The 21,419-nt window shown below is 27.8% G+C and carries 18 protein-coding genes and 1 pseudogene; 16 read left to right on the plus strand and 3 right to left on the minus strand.

Features of this window, described 5'->3' with window-relative positions; all coding sequences use genetic code 11:
• The first annotated feature begins 485 nt into the window (after nucleotides 1–485).
• The 12 genes and pseudogenes from ACY1IQ_RS15485 (at nucleotide 486) to ACY1IQ_RS15540 (ending at nucleotide 13,940) form a co-directional block, all read left to right on the plus strand.
• The gene (locus tag ACY1IQ_RS15485) at nucleotides 486–1,343 is read left to right on the plus strand and encodes a hypothetical protein (RefSeq protein WP_461614810.1); all 858 of its coding nucleotides are present in this window, start codon (nucleotides 486–488) and stop codon (nucleotides 1,341–1,343) included.
• A gap of 259 nt (nucleotides 1,344–1,602) precedes the next feature.
• Nucleotides 1,603–2,895, plus strand: coding sequence for a trigger factor (tig, locus tag ACY1IQ_RS15490; protein WP_461614811.1), 1,293 nt, complete (start codon nucleotides 1,603–1,605; stop codon nucleotides 2,893–2,895).
• A 153-nt stretch (nucleotides 2,896–3,048) separates the two neighbouring features.
• On the plus strand, nucleotides 3,049–3,636 hold the full coding sequence (clpP, locus tag ACY1IQ_RS15495) for an ATP-dependent Clp endopeptidase proteolytic subunit ClpP (protein WP_461614812.1): 588 nt from the start codon (nucleotides 3,049–3,051) through the stop codon (nucleotides 3,634–3,636).
• A gap of 19 nt (nucleotides 3,637–3,655) precedes the next feature.
• Entirely contained in the window at nucleotides 3,656–4,948 is a 1,293-nt protein-coding gene (clpX, locus tag ACY1IQ_RS15500; RefSeq protein WP_461614813.1) for an ATP-dependent Clp protease ATP-binding subunit ClpX, read from the plus strand.
• Nucleotides 4,949–5,380: 432 nt separating this feature from the next.
• Nucleotides 5,381–7,066, plus strand: a complete 1,686-nt coding sequence (gene lonB / locus ACY1IQ_RS15505) for an ATP-dependent protease LonB (RefSeq protein WP_461614814.1) — start codon at nucleotides 5,381–5,383, stop codon at nucleotides 7,064–7,066.
• Nucleotides 7,067–7,226: 160 nt separating this feature from the next.
• Nucleotides 7,227–9,560: pseudogene (gene lon, locus ACY1IQ_RS15510) on the plus strand (endopeptidase La).
• Nucleotides 9,550–10,137 carry a ribosome biogenesis GTP-binding protein YihA/YsxC gene (gene yihA / locus ACY1IQ_RS15515; RefSeq protein ID WP_461614815.1) on the plus strand — a complete coding sequence of 196 codons (588 nt, stop codon included), beginning with the start codon at nucleotides 9,550–9,552 and terminating at the stop codon, nucleotides 10,135–10,137. Before lon ends, yihA begins: the two are co-directional and overlap by 11 nt.
• Nucleotides 10,138–10,742: 605 nt before the next feature.
• Complete coding sequence (locus ACY1IQ_RS15520) at nucleotides 10,743–11,249, plus strand: lysostaphin resistance A-like protein (protein ID WP_461614816.1); 507 nt, start codon at nucleotides 10,743–10,745, stop codon at nucleotides 11,247–11,249.
• A 481-nt stretch (nucleotides 11,250–11,730) separates the two neighbouring features.
• Nucleotides 11,731–12,249, plus strand: coding sequence for a hypothetical protein (locus ACY1IQ_RS15525; protein ID WP_461614817.1), 519 nt, complete (start codon nucleotides 11,731–11,733; stop codon nucleotides 12,247–12,249).
• A gap of 74 nt (nucleotides 12,250–12,323) precedes the next feature.
• Nucleotides 12,324–12,593 carry a hypothetical protein gene (locus ACY1IQ_RS15530; RefSeq protein WP_461614818.1) on the plus strand — a complete coding sequence of 90 codons (270 nt, stop codon included), beginning with the start codon at nucleotides 12,324–12,326 and terminating at the stop codon, nucleotides 12,591–12,593.
• A gap of 19 nt (nucleotides 12,594–12,612) precedes the next feature.
• Complete coding sequence (locus tag ACY1IQ_RS15535) at nucleotides 12,613–12,834, plus strand: hypothetical protein (RefSeq protein ID WP_461614819.1); 222 nt, start codon at nucleotides 12,613–12,615, stop codon at nucleotides 12,832–12,834.
• A 182-nt stretch (nucleotides 12,835–13,016) separates the two neighbouring features.
• A complete protein-coding gene (locus ACY1IQ_RS15540; RefSeq protein WP_461614820.1) occupies nucleotides 13,017–13,940 on the plus strand; it encodes a hypothetical protein in 924 nt (307 codons plus the stop codon).
• Between the two features lie 50 nt (nucleotides 13,941–13,990).
• Here ACY1IQ_RS15540 and ACY1IQ_RS15545 read toward each other — a convergent pair whose 3' ends face one another.
• The 3 genes from ACY1IQ_RS15545 to perR form a co-directional block, all read right to left on the minus strand.
• A complete protein-coding gene (locus ACY1IQ_RS15545; protein WP_461614821.1) occupies nucleotides 13,991–14,371 on the minus strand; it encodes a bactofilin family protein in 381 nt (126 codons plus the stop codon).
• 194 nt (nucleotides 14,372–14,565) lie between these two features.
• Nucleotides 14,566–15,501, minus strand: coding sequence for a VCBS repeat-containing protein (locus ACY1IQ_RS15550; protein WP_461614822.1), 936 nt, complete (start codon nucleotides 15,499–15,501; stop codon nucleotides 14,566–14,568).
• Nucleotides 15,502–15,821: 320 nt separating this feature from the next.
• The gene (gene perR / locus ACY1IQ_RS15555; protein ID WP_461614823.1) at nucleotides 15,822–16,259 is read right to left on the minus strand and encodes a transcriptional regulator PerR; all 438 of its coding nucleotides are present in this window, start codon (nucleotides 16,257–16,259) and stop codon (nucleotides 15,822–15,824) included.
• Between the two features lie 174 nt (nucleotides 16,260–16,433).
• Between perR and ACY1IQ_RS15560 the strand changes: the two genes are divergently transcribed.
• The 4 genes from ACY1IQ_RS15560 (at nucleotide 16,434) to ACY1IQ_RS15575 (ending at nucleotide 21,414) form a co-directional block, all read left to right on the plus strand.
• On the plus strand, nucleotides 16,434–17,810 hold the full coding sequence (locus ACY1IQ_RS15560; protein WP_461614824.1) for a PhoH family protein: 1,377 nt from the start codon (nucleotides 16,434–16,436) through the stop codon (nucleotides 17,808–17,810).
• A gap of 311 nt (nucleotides 17,811–18,121) precedes the next feature.
• Nucleotides 18,122–19,132 carry a phosphodiester glycosidase family protein gene (locus ACY1IQ_RS15565; protein WP_461614825.1) on the plus strand — a complete coding sequence of 337 codons (1,011 nt, stop codon included), beginning with the start codon at nucleotides 18,122–18,124 and terminating at the stop codon, nucleotides 19,130–19,132.
• Between the two features lie 19 nt (nucleotides 19,133–19,151).
• Nucleotides 19,152–20,177: a hypothetical protein gene (locus tag ACY1IQ_RS15570; protein ID WP_461614826.1), complete on the plus strand. Its 1,026-nt coding sequence runs from the start codon at nucleotides 19,152–19,154 to the stop codon at nucleotides 20,175–20,177.
• A gap of 589 nt (nucleotides 20,178–20,766) precedes the next feature.
• Nucleotides 20,767–21,414, plus strand: coding sequence for a site-2 protease family protein (locus ACY1IQ_RS15575; RefSeq protein ID WP_461614827.1), 648 nt, complete (start codon nucleotides 20,767–20,769; stop codon nucleotides 21,412–21,414).
• Nucleotides 21,415–21,419: the final 5 nt, after the last annotated feature.

The raw sequence follows: 21,419 nt of genomic DNA on the forward strand, positions 1-21,419 counted from the left end.
CTTAATCAATAATTACTATTTTTCATTCATGATAACGTATACTAAAGCATTTATATGGTGATGCTGAAATATAAAATTCAAAATATGTCATTTTTGATAAAGAAAACTGAAAAAAAAGCAGTATAATTATAAAATGTGAATGAAGAAAAAATAAAAAAATTAATAGTGTATTACATATAAAAACACATCTGTTTTTGATTTTGACTAATACAGTTTTGAGAGGGTAAAAAAAGTGATAAAAACAAAAGTAAGAATTAATTAAAAACAGTAATTAAACTGTAATAATTTATATATTATATTGTTATTTGTACTCTTTATCTAATATGTGTAATAATAAGTTACAGTAAATAAATAAAAAAATACTAATTCCATTAAAAATGAGTTATAATAGAATGAGTAGAATTAAATAACTATTTGAAAGTATGCTTTAAAAATAATATTCTATTTTATTTAATGCAATTATACTGAGTATGGAGGGAAGACAAGTGGGAAGAAGAAAGCCTAGCATGTTTAGTAAGGATTACGAAAAACAGATGAGAAAAAGAAGAAGAAGATATATAATGCTAATTTTAACTTGTATTGCAGCTGTTATAGTTATAGTATTTAGCTCGCCAATAAAACAAAGCTTATTAAATATAAAAAACACTGCAATATTAAATAAAGATAGTAAAGATAAAGATAATAAAAATGAAAAATCAGAAACTACTACGAATAATAATAAGGAAGATAATAAAGATAAAATAGATAATAAAAGCCAAGAAGAGAATAAAGAAGAAAATTTAAAAAAAGAAGAAGTTAATAAGCCAAAGACAACACAAGAAGAAAAAGAAATTAAATTAAATGATAATGCTACTGTAAAAGTTGTTATAGAGAATAAAGACAATGATAAGAAAATTATATCTATTAGCAATGCTGAAAATACTACCAGTGATATTAGTCCCTCAGGAAAACAGGCTGTTTTTGAAGAAAAAAAAGAACAAAGAATTTTCTTGATGAATGTAAATGGCGATTTAAAGGAAATAACAAAAAAAGAATATATATCTACAGAAAATGAAGTTTTTTCTAAAGAGTCTGTACTTCAATATAACCCAGGATATCTATGGAGTGGTAATCCCAAATTTATAGATGAAAAAAATATTGCATATATAAGTTATTTACCGTGGATAAATGAGGAAAAAAATCAATATGTATGGATGATAAAGTTACAAAATTTAGAACATATCGCTTATTATAATTTAACAGGTAAAGATATTAAATTTGGAAAAATTGAAGAAAAAGGATTAATTATTAATATAGATGGTAAGGTGAATTATTTAAACGGCGAAGGAAATATAACTTATTAATAGGAAAGTTTGTAAATTTACTTGTAATTTTATATGAATTTATTGTATAATTTGAAACAAACTCTACAATTTATATTATTTTGTAATGTCAATTTATATATTTTAGAGTAAGATGTATTAATAGATGCCAGTTTTATTATTCGCAATATTAGGATTTAGCGTTATTAAAAAAATGACAATTAATCTATGTAATTATTAAGAAAGTATGGTATAATCTATTAGGTTAATATTCATTTATGATATTAGGAGGAAGAAAACAATGAACGTTAAAATGGAAAAACTAGAAAAAAACGTTGTAAAACTAGAAATAATCGTTGAAGCTGAAAAATTTAATGAAGCTTTAAAGAAATCTTTTGCTAAAAATGCTAAGAAATTTAACATACCAGGATTTAGAAAGGGTAAAGCTCCACTTAATATAGTAAAAAAATATTATGGCGAAGGAGTATTATTTGAAGACGCTATAGACATGATATATAGAGATACATATCCAAAAGCGTTAGAAGAAAATAACATAAATCCAATTGATTATCCATCAATAGATATAGTTCAAATTGGAGAAGGAAAAGAGTTCATATATACTGCTGAGATAACAGTTATGCCAGAAGTTGAACTTGGTGAGTACAAAGCTTTAGAAGTTAAGAAAAATGAATATAATGTGACTGATGAAGATGTTGAAAATAAATTAAAAGAAGCTCAATATAGAAATGCAAGAATTGAGGTTAAAGAAGATAAAGTTATAGAAAAAGGTGATATAGCTGTTATTGACTTTAAAGGATTTACAGGTGATGTTGCTTTTGAAGGCGGAGAAGGAACTGATTATGAATTAGAGATAGGTTCAGGTACATTTATAGACAATTTTGAAGAACAATTAATAGGTTTAAAAGCTGGTGACTTTAAAGAAGTTAATGTAACTTTCCCAGAGCAATATGGAAGAGAAGAATTAAATGGAAAACCAGCTAAATTTGAAGTGAAAATTAAAACTGTTAAGGTGAAAGAATTACCTGCTATAGATGATGAATTTGCTAAAGAAGTTTCTGAATTTGAAACATTAGAAGAGTATAGAAATGATATAAAAGCTAATTTAGAGGAAGCAAATGAAATAAGAGTAAAAAAAGAATATGAAGAAGCTGTTATAAATGCAGCAGTAGCTAATGCTAAAATTGATATTCCAGAAGTTATGATAAATAGAGAAATAGATGGAATGTTAAAAGATTTAGAAACTAGATTACAATATCAAGGACTAGATATTCAAACATACTATCAATTTACAAATACAAGTGAAGAAAGCTTTAGACAACAAATGAAAGAAGTTGCTACAAATAAAGTTAAAACAGAAATCGTTATGGATAAAATAGCAGAAGTAGAAAATATAACAGCAACTGAAGAAGAAGTTAAAGCTAAAGCTAAACAAATGGCTGAAATGTATTATGGAGCTTCAGAGGCAGATAAAACTGCTGATTTATTAATAAATTCTCAAAAAGAGTATTTACAACTTCAAGTTACTACTGAAAAAGTTAAAGATATGTTAGTTGAAAGTAGTAAAGCTATCTAAATTTTATAATAAAACGTGTTTAAAAGAATTAATTGCCAGAGCAATCTGGCAATTAATTTTAAATATATAGGATTAAAGTTAAATTATAAGGATAAACTTAAATAGTAGAAGTTTTGTGCTATAATTTATAATATATAAAAAGGAGGATGTTGTATGAGTTTAGTACCAATGGTTATAGAGCAAACTAATAAAGGTGAAAGATCTTACGATATTTATTCTAGACTTTTAAAAGATAGAATAATATTTTTAAGCGAAGAAGTTAATCCTACAACCGCTAGTTTAGTTGTAGCTCAATTATTATTTTTAGAGTCAGAAGATCCAGATAAGGACATACATTTATATATAAATAGTCCAGGAGGCTCAATTACAGATGGTATGGCTATATACGATACCATGAATTATATAAAGCCAGATGTATCAACAATTTGTACTGGTATGGCAGCTTCAATGGGAGCATTTTTATTATCTGCTGGAACAAAAGGAAAGCGTTTTGCTCTTCCAAATAGTGAAATAATGATACACCAGCCACTAGGTGGATTTAAAGGCCAGGCAACTGATATAGATATTCATGCAAAAAGAATATTGAGAACGAAAGAAACTTTAAATAAAATATTAAGTGAAAATACAGGTCAGTCACTTGAAAAAATTCAAAGTGATGTGGAGAGAGATTATTTCATGACTGCAGAGGAAGCTAAAGAGTATGGATTAATCGATGAGGTTTATGAATTTAAGAAGAAATAGCAGTTAGAGAGGTGTAGACATGCCAAGAAATGATGAAAAGAAAAAGTTCAAATGTTCCTTCTGTGGTAAAAGCGAGGAACAGGTTAGAAGACTAATAGCTGGTCCAGGTGTTTATATATGTGATGAATGCATAGAATTATGTTCTGAAATCATCATAGATGAAAAAGAAGATGATATTCAAATTGACATGGAAACACTACCAAAACCAGACGAGATTAAAAAATATCTTGACCAATATGTAGTTGGGCAGGACAATGCAAAAAAATCTTTAGCTGTTGCAGTATATAATCATTACAAAAGAATTAGTTCAAATGTAAGTGAAGGTGATGTTGAACTTCAAAAGAGTAATATATTACTTCTAGGACCAACAGGTTCAGGTAAAACCCTTCTTGCTCAAACTTTGGCTAAAATGTTAAATGTACCATTTGCTATTGCAGACGCTACTACTTTAACAGAGGCAGGATATGTTGGAGAAGATGTAGAAAATATATTACTTAAATTAATTCAAAATTCTGATTACGATATTGAAAGAGCAGAAAAGGGTATTATATATATAGATGAAATAGATAAGATAGCAAGAAAGTCAGAAAATCCTTCTATTACACGTGACGTATCTGGCGAGGGCGTACAACAAGCATTGCTAAAAATATTAGAAGGAACTGTTTCATCAGTACCGCCACAAGGTGGAAGAAAGCATCCGCATCAAGAGTTTATTCAAATTAATACCTCAAATATATTATTTATCTGTGGAGGAGCTTTTGATGGCTTAGAAAAAATAATAACTAGAAGAACACAAAAATCTTCTATGGGATTTGGAGCTAAAGTTCAATCTAAGGAAAATATAGATATAGGAGCATTATTAAAAGAAATAATGCCTGGTGACTTATTAAAATTTGGTTTAATTCCGGAGTTTGTTGGAAGATTACCAATAGTTGTTACATTAGAGGCTTTAGATGAAAATGCTTTAGTTAATATATTAAGTGAGCCTAAAAACGCTCTTGTTAAGCAATATAAAAAATTATTCGAAATGGATAATGTACAATTAGATTTTGATGAAGCTGCATTGAGAGCAATTGCTAAAGAAGCTATTAAAAGAAACACTGGAGCTAGAGGATTAAGAGCTATTATAGAAGAAACTATGAAAGATATTATGTTTGAAGTTCCTTCAAGAGAAGAAATAGAAAAAGTTATTATTACTGAAGAGTCAGTGAAAGATAAAAAACCTCAATTCGTAATAGCTGAAAGTGGAAAAAGAGCTCCATTAAAATTAGAAGCTAAAAATAAAGTTAAAAGAGGTTCAGAACCAGCTTAATACAGGATAACGTACCTCAAGTTAAAACTTATTGAAGCTTTTATTTAAAGTTTATAATACAAAATATAAAAAGTTTAGTCCTAAAATAATTTTATTTTAGGACTAAACTTTTTATTTTTAACATTGATATAAGCTTTTTAAAGTTATATTTTGAAATTCTAGTAAAATTGAAATCTAGAAATTTTACATAAGGGTTAGTAAATATTTTATTAAATAATAGAAAAGCTAATTATAATCTTATATTTATTATAGTATTTAAAGTTTATATAAGAAACTACTTATATTTTTATGATTTTGAATGTTTTTTATTACATTATGGAATAGAAAATTGTGTAATTGTAAAGAATAGTAATATGTTTAAAAGTTATATGGAAAATTTATCTAATGAAAGGAGGATTAGCTTAATTTTATAGAATCTAAGCTAAATTATTTATGAGCGATAAATTATTATTCTTTACTATGGGAATACAAATGGTTTTTACAATTATAATAGGGTTATACTTTTTTAATGCTTTAAAGGGTCAACAAAGCAATAAGGTTGTAATTAACAAAGAAAATCAAAAAGAAATAGATAAATTAAAAAAAATGAAAAGCATATCATTATCTATGCCTTTAACGGAAAAAAGTAGACCTAGTAGCTTTGAGGAAATAATAGGTCAAGAAAAAGGAATTAAAGCACTTCAGGCGGCTATTTGTGGTCCTAATCCACAGCATGTAATTATTTATGGACCTCCAGGAGTAGGAAAAACTGCAGCTGCAAGACTAGTTCTTGAAGATGCTAAAAGAAGAAAAACATCTCCTTTTAAAGAAGAAGCCAAATTTGTAGAAATAGATGCTACAACTATTAGATTTGATGAAAGAGGGATAGCTGACCCACTTATAGGTTCGGTACATGATCCTATATATCAGGGGGCTGGACCATTAGGAGTTGCAGGTGTTCCTCAACCAAAGCCAGGTGCTGTTACTAAAGCGCACGGAGGTGTATTATTTATAGATGAAATAGGAGAGTTACATCCTATAGAAATGAATAAGTTATTAAAAGTTTTAGAAGATAGAAAAGTATTTTTAGACAGTGCATATTATAATTCAGAAGATCAAAATATGCCTAGTTATATAAAAGAAATATTTGACAATGGATTACCAGCAGACTTTAGGTTGATAGGTGCTACAACTAGAAGCCCTGAAGAAATAGTACCGGCTATTAGGTCAAGATGTGTAGAAATTTTCTTTAGAGCTTTGCAACCAGAAGAAATAGAAATAATAGCAAATAACGCTATGAAAAAAATAGGCTTATTACTTGAAGAAAAAGCTTGTGAATTAGTAGGATTATATTCTACTAATGGAAGAGATGCGGTTAACTTAATACAGTTAGCTTCAGGAATCGCTATTAATGAAAATAGAGATACTGTAACAGTAAGTGATATAGAATGGGTTATTGAGAATGGCCAATACAGTCCAAGACCAAATAAGAAAATAAAGGAAAGTCCTCAAGTTGGTTTTGTAAATGGATTAGCAGTGTATGGAGCAAATATAGGTTCTGTAATGGAAATAGAAGCTAGCGCTAGAGCAGTAAATTTAAGAAAAGGAAAAATTAAAATTACTGGAATTGTAGAAGAAGAAGAAATCAGTGGTCATAATAAAAAAATAAAAAGGAAGAGTACTGCTAGATGTTCTGTAGAAAATGTTTTAACAGTACTAGAAAGATTTTTTAACATAGATACTGATAAGTATGATATACACGTAAACTTTCCAGGAGGTTCGCCAGTAGATGGACCTTCAGCAGGTATTAGTATAACAACTGCTCTCTATAGCGCTATAACAGGGGTAGCTATAGATAATAAAGTTGCTATGACAGGAGAGATTTCTATTCATGGTGATGTTAAGCCGATTGGTGGAGTAAATGCTAAAATACATGCAGCTAAGAAAGCAGGAGTTACAAAAGTAATAATACCAAAAGAAAACTGGCAAGAAAGTTTTAAAGATATAGAAGGCGTAAAAATTGTTGCAGTAACCAATATAGAAGAAGTAATAAAAGAAGCTTTAATCAAAGAGAATGTTGTAAATATTCCAGTGGAAAATGGAGTAGATATTCTTACAGCTCAGTCTGCAGATATGTAAATATTAGGCTATGTATTAAATACATAGCCTAAATTAATTTCATGATTATTATTAATTGAAAAAACTTCTTTTTATAGGTATAATATATAAGTCTAGCTATATACTTTTTTAAATAAATTAAAGAAATCATTTTATTAATTATAGAAATGAGGGGAGAAAAATGGAGAATAATATTAAAAAGCTTCCTTTAATTCCTCTAAGAGGGGTAAATATCTTTCCATATATGGTTTTACATTTTGATGTGGGAAGAGAAAAATCAATTCTTGCCCTTGAAGAAGCAATGTCAAAGGATCAAAAAATATTTTTAGTTTCTCAAAAAGATGCTAAGGTTGAAGAACCAGAAGAAAAAGATATATACAAGGTTGGAACTGTGTGCAATATAAAACAGTTTGTTAAATTGCCAGGAAACTACATGAGAGTTCTAGTGGAGGGATTATCAAGAGCAAGAATAGTAAACTATATAGATGAAGAAGATTCAATTTATTCTGAGGTTGAAATAATTAAAGACATACAATATGAAAATGATAGTGAATGTATGGCATATGTAACATCTATAGAAGAAGCTTTTGATAGATATTTAGAACTTATAGGTGACATGAGTTCAGAAGTTCTGATAGATTTAGAAGATGAAGAAGACTATGGTAGATTTTGTGACACTATAGGTTCTTATATGATGTTAAAGCAAAATAAGAAACAAGAACTTTTAGAAGCTATAGATGTTAAAGAGCGTTTAGAAAAGCTCCTTATATTTATAGAAAACGAAATTGAAGTTGTTACACTAGAAAAGAAAATAGGAACTAAAATTAAGAGCAAAATTGGAAAGGTTCAGAAGGAATATTATTTAAGGGAGCAACTAAAAGTAATACAAGAAGAATTAGGTGAAGAAGACGAAGAAAGTAGAGAAATAAGAGAATACGAAGAAAAGATTAATAAAAATAAGTTGCCTAAAGAAGTTAAAGAAAAAGCAATTTATGAACTAAATAGATTAAAGAGTAGCGGAGTTCATACACAGGAAGCAGTAGTTATAAAAAATTATCTGGATTGGGTATTAGAGCTTCCATGGAACAAGCTAACTAAAGACAATTTAGATATAAAGAATGCTAGAAAAGTCTTAAATGATGAGCATTATGGACTTGAAGATGTTAAAGAAAGAATAATTGAGTATCTAGCAGTAAGAAAGCTAAGTAGAACTTTAAAAGGTCCTATACTTTGTCTTGTAGGACCACCAGGAGTAGGAAAAACTTCTATTGCTAAATCTGTGGCTAATGCGCTAGGACGTAAGTTTGTAAGAATGAGTTTAGGTGGAGTTAAAGATGAAGCTGAGATAAGAGGACATAGAAAGACTTACGTAGGTGCAATACCGGGTAGAATTATAAATGGTATGAAAGAAGCAGGATATAAAAATCCATTATTTTTATTGGATGAGATTGATAAAATGGGTGCAGATCACAGAGGAAGCCTTGCAGATGCACTGCTTGAAGTTTTAGACAGTGAACAAAATTCAACTTTTAGAGATCACTACTTAGAACTAGATTTCGATTTATCAAAAGTTTTATTTATAACAACAGCAAACTCTTTAGATACTATATCTAGACCATTATTAGATAGAATGGAAATAATAGAAGTAACAGGATATACACCAGATGAGAAATTTTTTATTGCTAAAGATCATTTAATTCCTAAACTATTAAAAGAGCATAACATGGAAGAAGGCCAAATTAAAATATATGATTCTGCCATAAGAAATATAGTAGAGAATTATACAAGAGAATCAGGAGTTAGAAATTTAGAAAGAAAAATATCTTCTGTTATAAGAAAAGCTATTACTGAAATGGTAGAAAAGGATAAGAAAAAGGTAGCTATAACTACAAGTTATGTTAGAAAGTATTTAGGACCAGAAATTTATAGTTATGATGATTTAGATAGAGAAGATAAAATAGGTGTTGTAACTTGACTTGCATGGACTGGATATGGCGGAGATACATTGCCTGTAGAGGTAACTGTTATGGAGGGAAATGGTAAACTTCAATTAACAGGACAATTGGGTGATGTAATGAAAGAATCTGCTAAGGCAGGATATAGTTATGTAAGAGCAAATAGTAAACATTTTAACATTGAAGATAATTTTTACAAGGATAAAGATATTCATATACATGTACCAGAAGGTGCAGTACCTAAAGATGGACCATCAGCAGGTGTAACAATGGTAACAGCAATGGTATCCGCATTAAGTAATAAAAAAGTTAAACATAATGTGGCTATGACTGGAGAGGTTACTTTAACAGGAAGAGTGCTTCCAATTGGTGGATTAAAAGAAAAGAGTTTAGCAGCCTATAGAATGGGGATAGATACAATTATTATACCTAAAGATAACAAAAAAGATCTTGACAAACTGCCAAAATCTTTAAAAAGCAAATTAAACTTTATAATAGCGGAAAACGTAGATGATGTATTAGAAAATGCATTAATTGGAGAGATGAAAAATGGAAATTAAGCAATCAGAATTCACTATATCAGCAGTAAAACCAGAACAATATCCTACAGACAATAGAATTGAATTTGCATTTGTAGGTCGTTCAAATGTTGGAAAATCATCACTTATAAATACTTTAACCAATAGAAGAAAGCTGGTTAAAGTAAGTGGTACACCAGGAAAAACTAGATTAATAAATTTCTTCATAATTAATAATGAATTTTATTTTGTAGACTTACCTGGCTACGGATATGCTAAAGTATCTAAAAGTGAAAAGGCAACTTGGGGACAAATGATGGAAAGATATTTAGTTAATAGGCCCCAACTTAAAAAAGTTGTATTACTAGTAGATTCAAGGCATAAACCTACAAATGATGATATATCTATGTATGAATGGATAAAACATTATGGATATGGTGTGGTGGTAGTTGCTACTAAAAAAGACAAATTAACTAAAAATGAACTTTTTAAAAGCAACAAGTTAATTAGAGAAACCTTAAAAATGGATAAAGATGAGCCGCTTCTTTTTTTCTCATCTTTAAAGAAAGAAGGAAAAGAAGATCTTTTAGAGGAATTATTTAAGGGAATAGAAATATAATAATAAAGGCATATACAATTTAAGTATATGCCTTTATTAAAGTATAGTCCTATATTTTATGGAATTTTTTAATGGAATTTCAACTTATATGTAATTTTAATTTCTATAATAAAAATTCATTTTCATAAATTGAAAATTGTGAATTAAAGATATGAATTATGGTTAAAACTCCACAGTCAAACCTTTGGAGTTCTTTAGAAAAAATTTTATTTTAAGAAATTCACTTAAGGTGAATTTCATTCTCAACTCTTTATTCTTAAAAGATTAAGGTATTTTTATAAAAAATAAATTATAATTACTTATCTTAAAATGAGTTAATTAACTGTTATTTTTTATAAAAATATTATATAGTATACTAATATCAATTAATTTTAATAGGAGGTAGTAGGTTGCAATTATTAGTTAATATATTAATTTTACTGCTAGTTTATTTTTTACCTTATTTTGTATTTATATATGAATATAGCTATAAGAGAGGGGTTTATAAATTATTTTCAGTAAAAAACATTTTTTTTACTTTAATATATACATTATTAGTATTAATTAGTCCGTCGATGATAGCTAATTTATATCCTTTTATTATAGTAATAATATTAATAATACATATGAAAAAATCAAATTTAGATGACTATTATGGATATGAATTTTCTATAAAAACTATAGACATATTCTCTGCTTTTAAATATGGAATTATATCATATATTATAATGATATCTGCATCAATATTATGGAGTTGGATATTAAGAAATTTAGGTGTTCAATTGAAAGAGCAAGAAGTAGTTACAATATTATCAGATTATGATTTATTAAGTTTCTTTATAGCAGTGCCTTCAACTGTAATATTTGCGCCCATATTAGAAGAATTTGTATTTAGATATTTACTATTTGAGAAATTTTTAAAAAAGAGAATTGGACTTATATTAGCTAGTATAATAACTAGTATAATATTTGCTTTAGTACATTTTAGCTTAACTGCCTTTTTAGTTTTATTTACAGTAAGTATGGTTACTTGTTATTTAATTGACAAAAAAGGTTATTGGTATGCTGTTATAGCTCATCTATCTTTAAATTTAATGACTACAATTTATTTATTTATTGATAAATTTAATTAAATAAAAAAGCCAGCAATATTGTTGGCTTTTTTTATTTTTAAGATAATCACTGTTGAAAAATAATTATTTAAAAAATAGAGAATATTTTCTATAACTGTAAATTGCAAAGTGTAAATAGTAAATTGAATAATTCTAATTATGATACTAAAAAGAATAAATTATTTTTTCATATATTAATTTTAGAATTGGTATATCTATATATTTACAAATCCTACTGACAGAATAAAGTAAAATACAATAATTGGTGATTTTTTAAGGTGTTTTATATCAGGGTCTAATACTTTACAGAAAGAGTTTTATTGTAACAGAAATTAAGATTATTTAATAGTATGTTATTAGAAAACGAAAGAAAAAATTCAATAAGGCTAATAAGATAGTAAATTTGTAAATTAGCTACAAATTAGTGTCAAAACATTTAATAAACCATATTATGTAATATACAAAAGATATATTAATAATCTATAAGAGGAGGAGAAAATATATGGATATCAACTCTTTATTAAATCTAATGTCAAACATTAACATTCCAGAAGGAGAGGAAGGAGAAAGTTGTCATAATGATAGGGGGTTCTTCGGGGGAAGAAGAATATTCTTAATAATTATTATATTCCTAATATTCTGTTGTGGCTGTGGTGGAAATGGTTTCTTTAACAACTTCGGAAACAATTGTTGTGACCCATGTTGCGATCCTTGCTGTGACCCATGCTGTGACCCATGTTGCTGTGACCCATGTTGCTGTGATCCGTGCTGTTGCTGCTGTGATGATGGTAAACATCATAAACGTCGTAAACGTGATAAACACCGAGATAAAGATTGTTGTTGCTGCTGCTGTTGCTGTGATCCATGCTGCTGTAACTTTGGTTTTGGAGGCTGGAATGGTGGCTGGAACGGTGGCTGGGGATTTGGAAACAACTGCTTCGGAGGCGGCTGTGGCTTCGGTGGAACTGGCATATGGTTTATAATCATAATACTAATCATCTTCTGTAATAGAAAATTCTAAGGAAAAATTTATCAATGAAGCAAAAGTTATAGAAATTTTAGAACAAAACTTAGATTAAAATGGAGGTATGAACTATGTTTGGATGGGGAAATAAAGGATTTTGTTGCGACCCATGTACTATTATACTAATAATATTAATATTATCCAATCAATGCTTATTGAATACACGTGATTGTGATGATAACTCTAGCAGAAACGCTTTAACATTGTTATTCCTTTTCTGGTTATGTTGTAGTAAAGGATTTGGAAATAGAGGATTCGGATTCGATTGCTGCTGTGACGGTAAAGATGGAAGACGCTCTAGAAGAAGACGTAGACGTTCAAGAAGAATTTGTTGTTGCTAACTAAAAAGGAGCTGATACTATGTGTGGCAGTATAAATGAATGTAACCCATGCATAATATTACTAATAATAGTAATTTTAAATCAAGGAAATCTATTAAATACTAAGCACATAGAAGGTAGAATTGCTATGATTTTAGTACTAATTTTCTTCTTCTGTGGATTTAATAGAGGTGGTTTTATTGGTAAATTTAATTCACAATGTGGATGCAGATTTCCAGTTGTAAGAAGATGTTGCTGTTAATGGGTTTTAACGAAAGAAGATTTATAATGTAAAGCCATGGCCCAGGAGGGGTGGTTTATAAAGAGATAAGAGTTTTTAGCAGTCCATGTGACAACGTGGATTGCTTTTTAAAATATTATAGCTATAGTTTCTAAATATAGGAGGGAAAAAATACGCCCTCCTAATTATAAAGAGGTGATTTTGTGGGAAAGCATAAACATCGTAGAAAAAGAGATAGATATGAATGTGAAAATTGTAAATATTATGCTCAAATGAATCGAATGAATCAAATGAATCGAATGAACCCGATGAATCGAATGAATCCTATGAATCAAGCAAATCCTATGAATCAAATGAATCAGATGAATCAAATGAATAATCCTAATTTTAGAGGTGGAAACCCTAATAATTTTAATGGCGGAAATCTAGGAAATAGTCTATTAACGCTATTAACTACTCTAGGCGGAGGTGGAAGCGGAAATGATTATGATGGAGATATGATAAGTAATTTAATGTCAACATTTATGGGGAATGGAAATAATAGCAGACAGAATAATTTTAATTTAAATGATTTGGGTAGTTTATTTAATAATGTTAATAATACTAACAGAAATCAAGGAAATGGAAATCCTTTCAGTGGATTGGAAAACATCTTTGCAAATATAACTGAAAATGACATAAATGCATTTCAAAGTGTTCTAGGAGATTTATTTAATAATCAAAATGGGGATGGAGGAAATGAAAATTTAAATTTTGAAGATATGTTTGGCGATTTAGACATAGGTTCTATTTTAAATAATCTAGGAAATATGGATTTTAATGATATGAATTTAGATGGGATGGATTTTGATTTAAATGATTTAAGTTTAAATTCATTAAATGAAAACTATAATGGTGAAATTATTGATGCGGAAAATGTAATAGAGGTAGATAATAAGGCAAAAACAGATAATAAGGCAAAAACAGATAATAAACAAAAATCATCAAAATCTAAATCACATAATTCATCTAAGAAGTTTAAAGAAGATGAACTTTATGATATTATAAAAATACTTATGCAGCTCATTGAGCCTTATAAACTAGAGTTATTGAGAAAATTTTTAAGACAACATGGCAAAGAAAAATAGTATTAAAAAACACACTATTGTTAGTGTGTTTTTAATTAATACGGAATATATTAATTTTCAGGTAGAAATATAGGTGTTTCATTTAAAGTTACCATAGTGCATTTGCCATCTAAAAATCCACTTTCATTAATAACAAGTTTTTTTATAGATATATCACCCTTAACCCTACCTTGATTTTCTATGGTTAAGCTATCATTACAATTAACATTTCCGTTGACGGCACCGTTAATAAAAGCATTATTGCAATAAATTGCACCGTTTACCTCTCCATTAATCCCTATTATTATATCGTCCTCCCAGTTAATGTCTCCTTCAATTATGCCATCTACTTTTAAAAGACCTGTACCAGAAAAATTTCCATTGACTTTACAATTTTCTCCAATTAGTGTTTCAATTTTGTTAAGATTATTTTTTTCCTTATCATAAAACATAAATATACCTCCATATAAAAATTATTGATATATTAAGAAAAAATAAAATTTGTTTTAATGAATAAAATATTACATATTGGTTAAAATTATAAATGTAATAGGAGTTGAAATCTCCATAACTAAAGTTTTTACATCTTTAGTTAAACCCCCCATCCCCCTTGGGACCTTAAATGGTCCCTTTTTTGTGCTATATTTTACTTTCTTACATTAATTGATGTTATCATGTATTCACGCTCAAAAGCTTTCTTAGCTAGCATAAGATCAATAGTATAATTATTAATTACTTTATAGTCATTTTTTTCAATTCCTTTAAAGTTTAATGTCCATCTAACCTCTAGAGGTCTATCTTGAGAATCATAACTAATCTCTTTAAAAAAACCATCTTGAAAGTGATAAGCTGTATTTTTAGATGAAAGTTGATATACCATAGAAAGCTCATTACCACTTATATAAGTGCTGAAATAATTGGGAATATTAGTATTTATGCTTGGAAAATTTTCAATAAAGCTTATAAAATCACGTATTAACTTATTTCCTATATAGTTGTCAGGATAAGAATATTCAAAGGTTTTAAATTTATCATTTATAAATATATGATTTTCTAATTTAGTTTCATTATTTTTAAAATTTCCAGTTACAATTTTAGGGGTTTTATTATTTTTATTATCTATAAATCCTAAGATATTATAATATGAAGAGTAGATGTTTTCGTAGCCTTCTCCATTAAAACGAAAAATATGTTGAATAGATTTTTCGTTTATAGAAGACTGAATAAATATTTCTTTTATATTATCCCTAGACACATCTTCTAGTATAACTTTCATAGGCCAATAGGTTTTATGCTCACCTAATGTAGGAATATCTTTATTAGGATTTAGACTATAACTAATTTGATCACTTAAATTTATTTGAACAAGATAGTTATTGTCATCAGTTTTTATATAAAGAGCATCTTTATATCCATCTCCATTCAAATCTTCATTAACTATTTTATTATTATCTATTGTAAAAAATGTAGGTAATGAATTTTTATTTTTATTTAATATAAAAATTATAGCTGTAATTATAAGAACAATTATAAATACTATATAGCTGTATTTTCTCTTAACAAAATTTTTAATTGATTTCACCAAAGTCACCCCCACTAAAGTATATGAAGATCTATTAATTTATAGGACAAGTTTTTTTATTAAATATAAAAAGTGAATTTAATTAAATTATTTTAATAGGGTAAATAAAGTAGTATTATATATATTTGAAAGTCTTTGATAATTAGTAGAATCATTGATTATGAAAAGTTTATATTTAGTTGAAATTAGAACTTAAAGTATTTAGGAGAAGGTTTAAAGTAAGAGATAACAGAGAATGTATGCATTGTAAAAAAAGCTAAAAAATTAAAATTATTTTATAACATTAGAAATAAGTAATTTATTAAAAAAAGTAGAGTTAGTTATACTAACTCTACTTTTGATTCATTATCAGCTTTACATTCACTGCATAATCCATAAAAATATATTTGATTTGTTAAAACACTGTAATCTGTAAATTCCTTAACTTCTTCATTTAAATTGGAGAAAGATACACCTTTAATATCATCAACTTTTGAACAATTAACACATTGAATATGTGAATGTGGTTCAATAGTACCATCATATCTAAAGTTACCTTCACCTACATTAATTTCTTGAATTAAGTTCACAGATACTAAAACTTTTAATGCCTTGTAAACTGTGGCAAGGCTCATTGTAGGATATTCTTCTTGCAGTGCTTTGTATATTGTTTCTGCTGAAGGATGTTCATTAGTAGAACATAGATACTTATATACAGCTATACGCTGAGGGGTAAGTTTTAATTTTTTTTCCTTAAAAATTTGTGTAAAATTTAACATAATCATCAACCTCATTTTAAGATTACTATTATTATATAATAAAAATTATCCATTATCAATAATTATTTAGAAAATTAGTATAATAAAAATTTTTCCATGTAAAATATAATATATTTATTCATTTATTGCAAATAAAACATATATTAATAGTATAGGAGAGGAGGAGTATAGATTTTGAAAAAGACCTATGTTTTAGATACTAATGTTATTCTGTATTCATCCACAGCACTATTATCATTTGGGAACAATGACGTGGTAATACCAGAAATTGTGCTTGAGGAGCTAGATAACTTTAAAAAGGATAAGACCGATTTAGGAGCAAATGCTAGGCAAGCATCAAGATTAATTGATTCCCTTAGAGGAGAAGGCCAACTTAATAAAGGAGTTAGGCTACCTTGTGGTGGACTTTTGAGAGTAGAAATGAATCATCATGATACAGAAATTCCTATATCTTGGGACAAAAGTAAGCCGGATAATCGAATAATCCAACTTTGTAAGGGATTAAAAGAAAAGGGCGAAGATGTAATTTTAATAACTAAGGATACTTTTGAAAGAATTAAAGCAGATATAGTGGATATAAAAAGTGAAGATTTCTATGAGAAAGTAGTTCCAGAAGACTATAATCAATATACAGGAAGAATAGAGGTGTATGTTCCATCACATAAAATTGAAGAGTTTTATAATAAAAAGTCGTTAGATATAGAATCAATGCTTTACTACAATGAAGATAAAGAAGAATATTATGTACCACAGTTATATGTTAACCAATTTGTTTTAATGCATTCCATGGAAAATTCTAAACAAACAGCACTTGGAAGATTTGATGGTAAAAAAGTAGTTCCATTATATTATAAAGATATTAAACCTATGGGAATTTCTCCGAGAAATGTAGGCCAAAAATTTATGCTTGAAGCATTATGTACAGAGCCATCCAAAGCACCATTAGTTATAATAAAAGGCCCTGCAGGTACAGCTAAAACACTATTTTCTTTAGCTACAGGACTTGAAAAAATATTAGAGGAAAACACAGGTCAGTATAGAAGAATTTTAGTATGTCGGCCCAATATTACCATGGACGAAGAGATAGGTTTTTTACCTGGTACGGAAGAAGAAAAAATAGCTCCATTTATGAGACCTGTTTTTGACAATCTTGAGATATTGGTGGATTCTGATGAAAAAGAACGATATAAAAATGAAAAGGAATTACAGGATAAAATAAGAGAATTATTTGATAGAAGAATAATAACTACAGAAGCAGTAGCTTATCTAAGAGGACGTTCTATAGTAAAAAATTGGCTTATAATTGATGAAGCTCAAAATCTTTCACCTAAACAAATTAAAGCAATTACAACAAGAGTAGGAATAGGTACAAAACTAATTTTAATAGGAGATCCAGATCAAATAGATCATCCATTTATGGACGCTAGATCAAATGGATTATGTTATGCTTCAGAGAAAATGAAGGGGAGCGAACTTTGTTATCAAGTAACTTTAAAATTTGATGAATGTGAGAGATCTCCATTAGCTTTTGAAGCTGCTCAAAAATTGTAGTTTTTTAATGATTTACAGAGAATTTAATTCAATTATAAAGTAGAATGTCCTACTTTATAATTGAATTTTTTCAATTTCTACGATATTATATAATGTGTTTTTACTTTTGTAATGGAATTGATACAAATTTATACTATATATGTGAGTAAATAGTATTATGATAAAATATAAATACATAAAATTAATTAATATTTCTAATAACAATCTAATGACTTTCAAAGAAAAATACTATAAACTATATAACATATGGAATTTAACACTTTATTATAGTATGATGCTCACTATAAATTATCTAATAAAGGAAGGTTAAAATGAACGTAAGAAAATCTAAAAAATCAGTTAAGAAAAAGAATAAAATTAAATTCATAATTAGTTTTATACTTTTTCAAATAGTATTTACTGGAATAACCGCTCCGTTTTTAGCTTATTATGGACCTTTTGAGAATGTAAGAAATACGCTTGTAACTACAGCTATGACAACTCTAAGTCACCAGTGGATTGCAGAGTTGTTTTTGAGTAAAGAAACAATTAATAAAATATTAAAAGAACAGGCAGTAACTAATTTATCTCAAAAGAAGGACGCGGAAACAGAAGTTATTGTTAGTAATAAAAATGATAAAACAATTGAAAGGTTTGAAGTAAATAGTAATAAATTTACAGGTTATGTATTAATTATTAATGATGCTACAAGAGTTAAAGTAGGGTATAGTGAAAAATTAGAAGTAGAAGGCCAAACGACCAGTGAAATAGCTGAAAATAATGATGCTATTGCAGCAATAAATGGTGGTGGATTTACAGATGAAGCTACAGGATCATTGTGGACAGGCACTGGTGCAAAGCCTACTGGTATAATAATGAGTAATGGTGATATTAAATATAATGATTTAAGTAGTGATGATGAGCAAAGAGAAGTAGTAGCAATTACTGAAGATGGAGTTCTACTAGTAGGTAGCTATAGCTTAAATGAATTGATACAACATAAAGCGAAAGAAGCAGTTAGCTTTGGACCTGCGTTAATAGTTGATGGACAAAAGGCGATTACTAATGGAGATGGCGGATGGGGAATTGCACCGAGAACAGCCATAGGTCAGAGAAAAGATGGTGCAATAATACTATTAGTTATTGATGGTAGACAAACAAATAGTATAGGAGCTACATTAAAAGAAGTCCAAGACGTATTGTATGAGTATGGAGCTTATAATGCTAGCAATTTAGATGGTGGATCATCTTCTACAATGTATTACAAAGGAGAAGTAATTAATAGTCCATCAGATTCATTAGGTGAAAGAGCAGTTCCGTCAGCTATATATGTAGAAAAATAACATAAGTAAGGAGAATAGTATGAAGATAATAAAAAGATTAACACTTTGGATGGCTATATCTTTAGGAATTCAATGTGTTGGATTTTATTATATTGACAATAACTTTTTAAGTTTAGAAAGTAAAATAAAGGGTAAAAAAGTAGTAGAAGAAAAGGTAGAAGAGAAAAAGAGTAAAATTAAAATTCCATCTGATGCAAATAAAATTTCTGTATCTTATGATAGTAAATATTTATCCTATATAAAAAATAATGTTTTAACAGTAGTAAAGGTACAAGATGGACAAACTGACGAAATAACTCTTGAACCAGATGCTGAAGTGAGCTTCTATAAATGGTTACCAGATAGAAATAGAGTATTATTTGTTGAGAAGATTGTAAACTATGGCTCAAGTAAATTAACTCTTTATTCTTATGATGTAAAAAAGAAAGATAAATCATTAATTAAAGAGTTTGATTGGAATGAAGAAAGTGCAATAGTAGAAGATATTGCAGTATCAACACTTACAGGCCTTACTTATGTGAAGATAGTAGATAGTGAAAATGTAAGCAGTATATATAGAATTGATAGAATGGGTACAATGAATAAAACATATACTGTACCTAGACATATAAGCAATATGGAGCTTTTAAGAAGAGAAGACATATTACTTTATGAAGGTGAGGTTTATAATCAAGTTTATTCGTCTCAAACTAGCGAGGTGTTGTATTTCCCAGAATATGAGCGAATTACCATATTAGGTAGAGATGATGAGGATAAAATCTATATAGGTGGATTAGAAAACGGTTTGGTTAATAAGATATTCTATGGATGTATTACTGAAGATACTTCACAATGGCAACAAATAGCTTTAAATGTATCTTCAGAAAATCAAAATATATATATTTCTGCTGAAGGTAATATATACATACATGATAAAGATAATAAAATTGTTAGAGAACAAAAGTCAAACAAAGAAACAATTTATGAAGGTGAATTTATTCAATTTCAGAACAATGGTGTAGTAACTAAAAGTGGAGATAATATAGAAATTATTGCCTATAAATAAAGACTATGAATTTTCATAGTCTTTATTTATAAATTAATAATATTATATTTAAAGTTTGCTTATGAAGATATAATTTATAATTTTATTACAGATAAGTTTAATTTCTAAAATTAAGTTATAGAATTTATATTTAAAAGATTAAAATCATTTATAAATTTGAAATAAAGGTTATATATAGGCGTCCAATATAAAAACTTAAAATACTTAGGAAAATAATTTTCTAAAATAGCTTAAATCCTTAGAAATTGAGGATTAACAATTAATAATGAAGAATTCAGGAAAAAATTCACTAGAGGTGAATTTCTTGAAATAAAATTTATAAAAACTCCAAAGGCTTTAGCAGTGGAGTTTTAACCATAATTCTTCATTTTTCATTCTTAGTTTTTAATTCATAGAAAAGAATTTTTGTTATGAAAATTAAAATCATGTATAAGTTAAATTTTTATTGTGGAATCCTATATAGCATATATTAATATCTTTATAGTGTAAAAAATTATTTTTTATAAGATATTCTCTATAGTAGATTATTTTGATATAATTATAGGGATAATCAATTTTTTTTGATTACAAGTAGAAAGGGGACGTTCTAATGAGAATTGATTTGTTAGGAAAAGTATTAATGATACCAGCAATATTAGTTGCATTTACTTTTCATGAATATGCTCATGCAAGGGTTGCAGTTAAATTAGGAGATAATACCCCTAAATATCAAGGTAGATTAACATTAAATCCTTTTGCACATATAGATTTTTTAGGATTTTTCATGATTTTATTTTGGGGATTTGGCTGGGCTAAACCAGTGCAAGTAAATCCAAATGCCTTAAAGAATTATTATAAAGATGATTTGAAGATATCTATAGCAGGACCATTAGCAAATTTAGCATGCTCAATTGTAGCTATAATTGTATTGGCAATATTAGGAAAGATGCTTCCAAATACTAAATTAAGTTCAATTATAAATACAATAGTGTATTTGACAGCTTATTATAATTGTTTCTGGTTGTTTTTAAATTTAATTCCTATACCAGGCTTTGATGGATTTCATATATTAAAAGATTTATTTCCACGTCAATTTTATAAAATATCAGATAAAATATATGGATATCAATTAATTATTTTTATATTATTAATTGCGCCTGTACTTGGTGGTGGAAGATCATTACTGACTTATTTAGTTCAGATGCCAGCAAACTACCTATTTTCATTTTTGACTAATTTAGTGGGATTAGTAATTTAATATTT

The organism is Clostridium sp. Marseille-QA1073 (assembly GCF_054863625.1).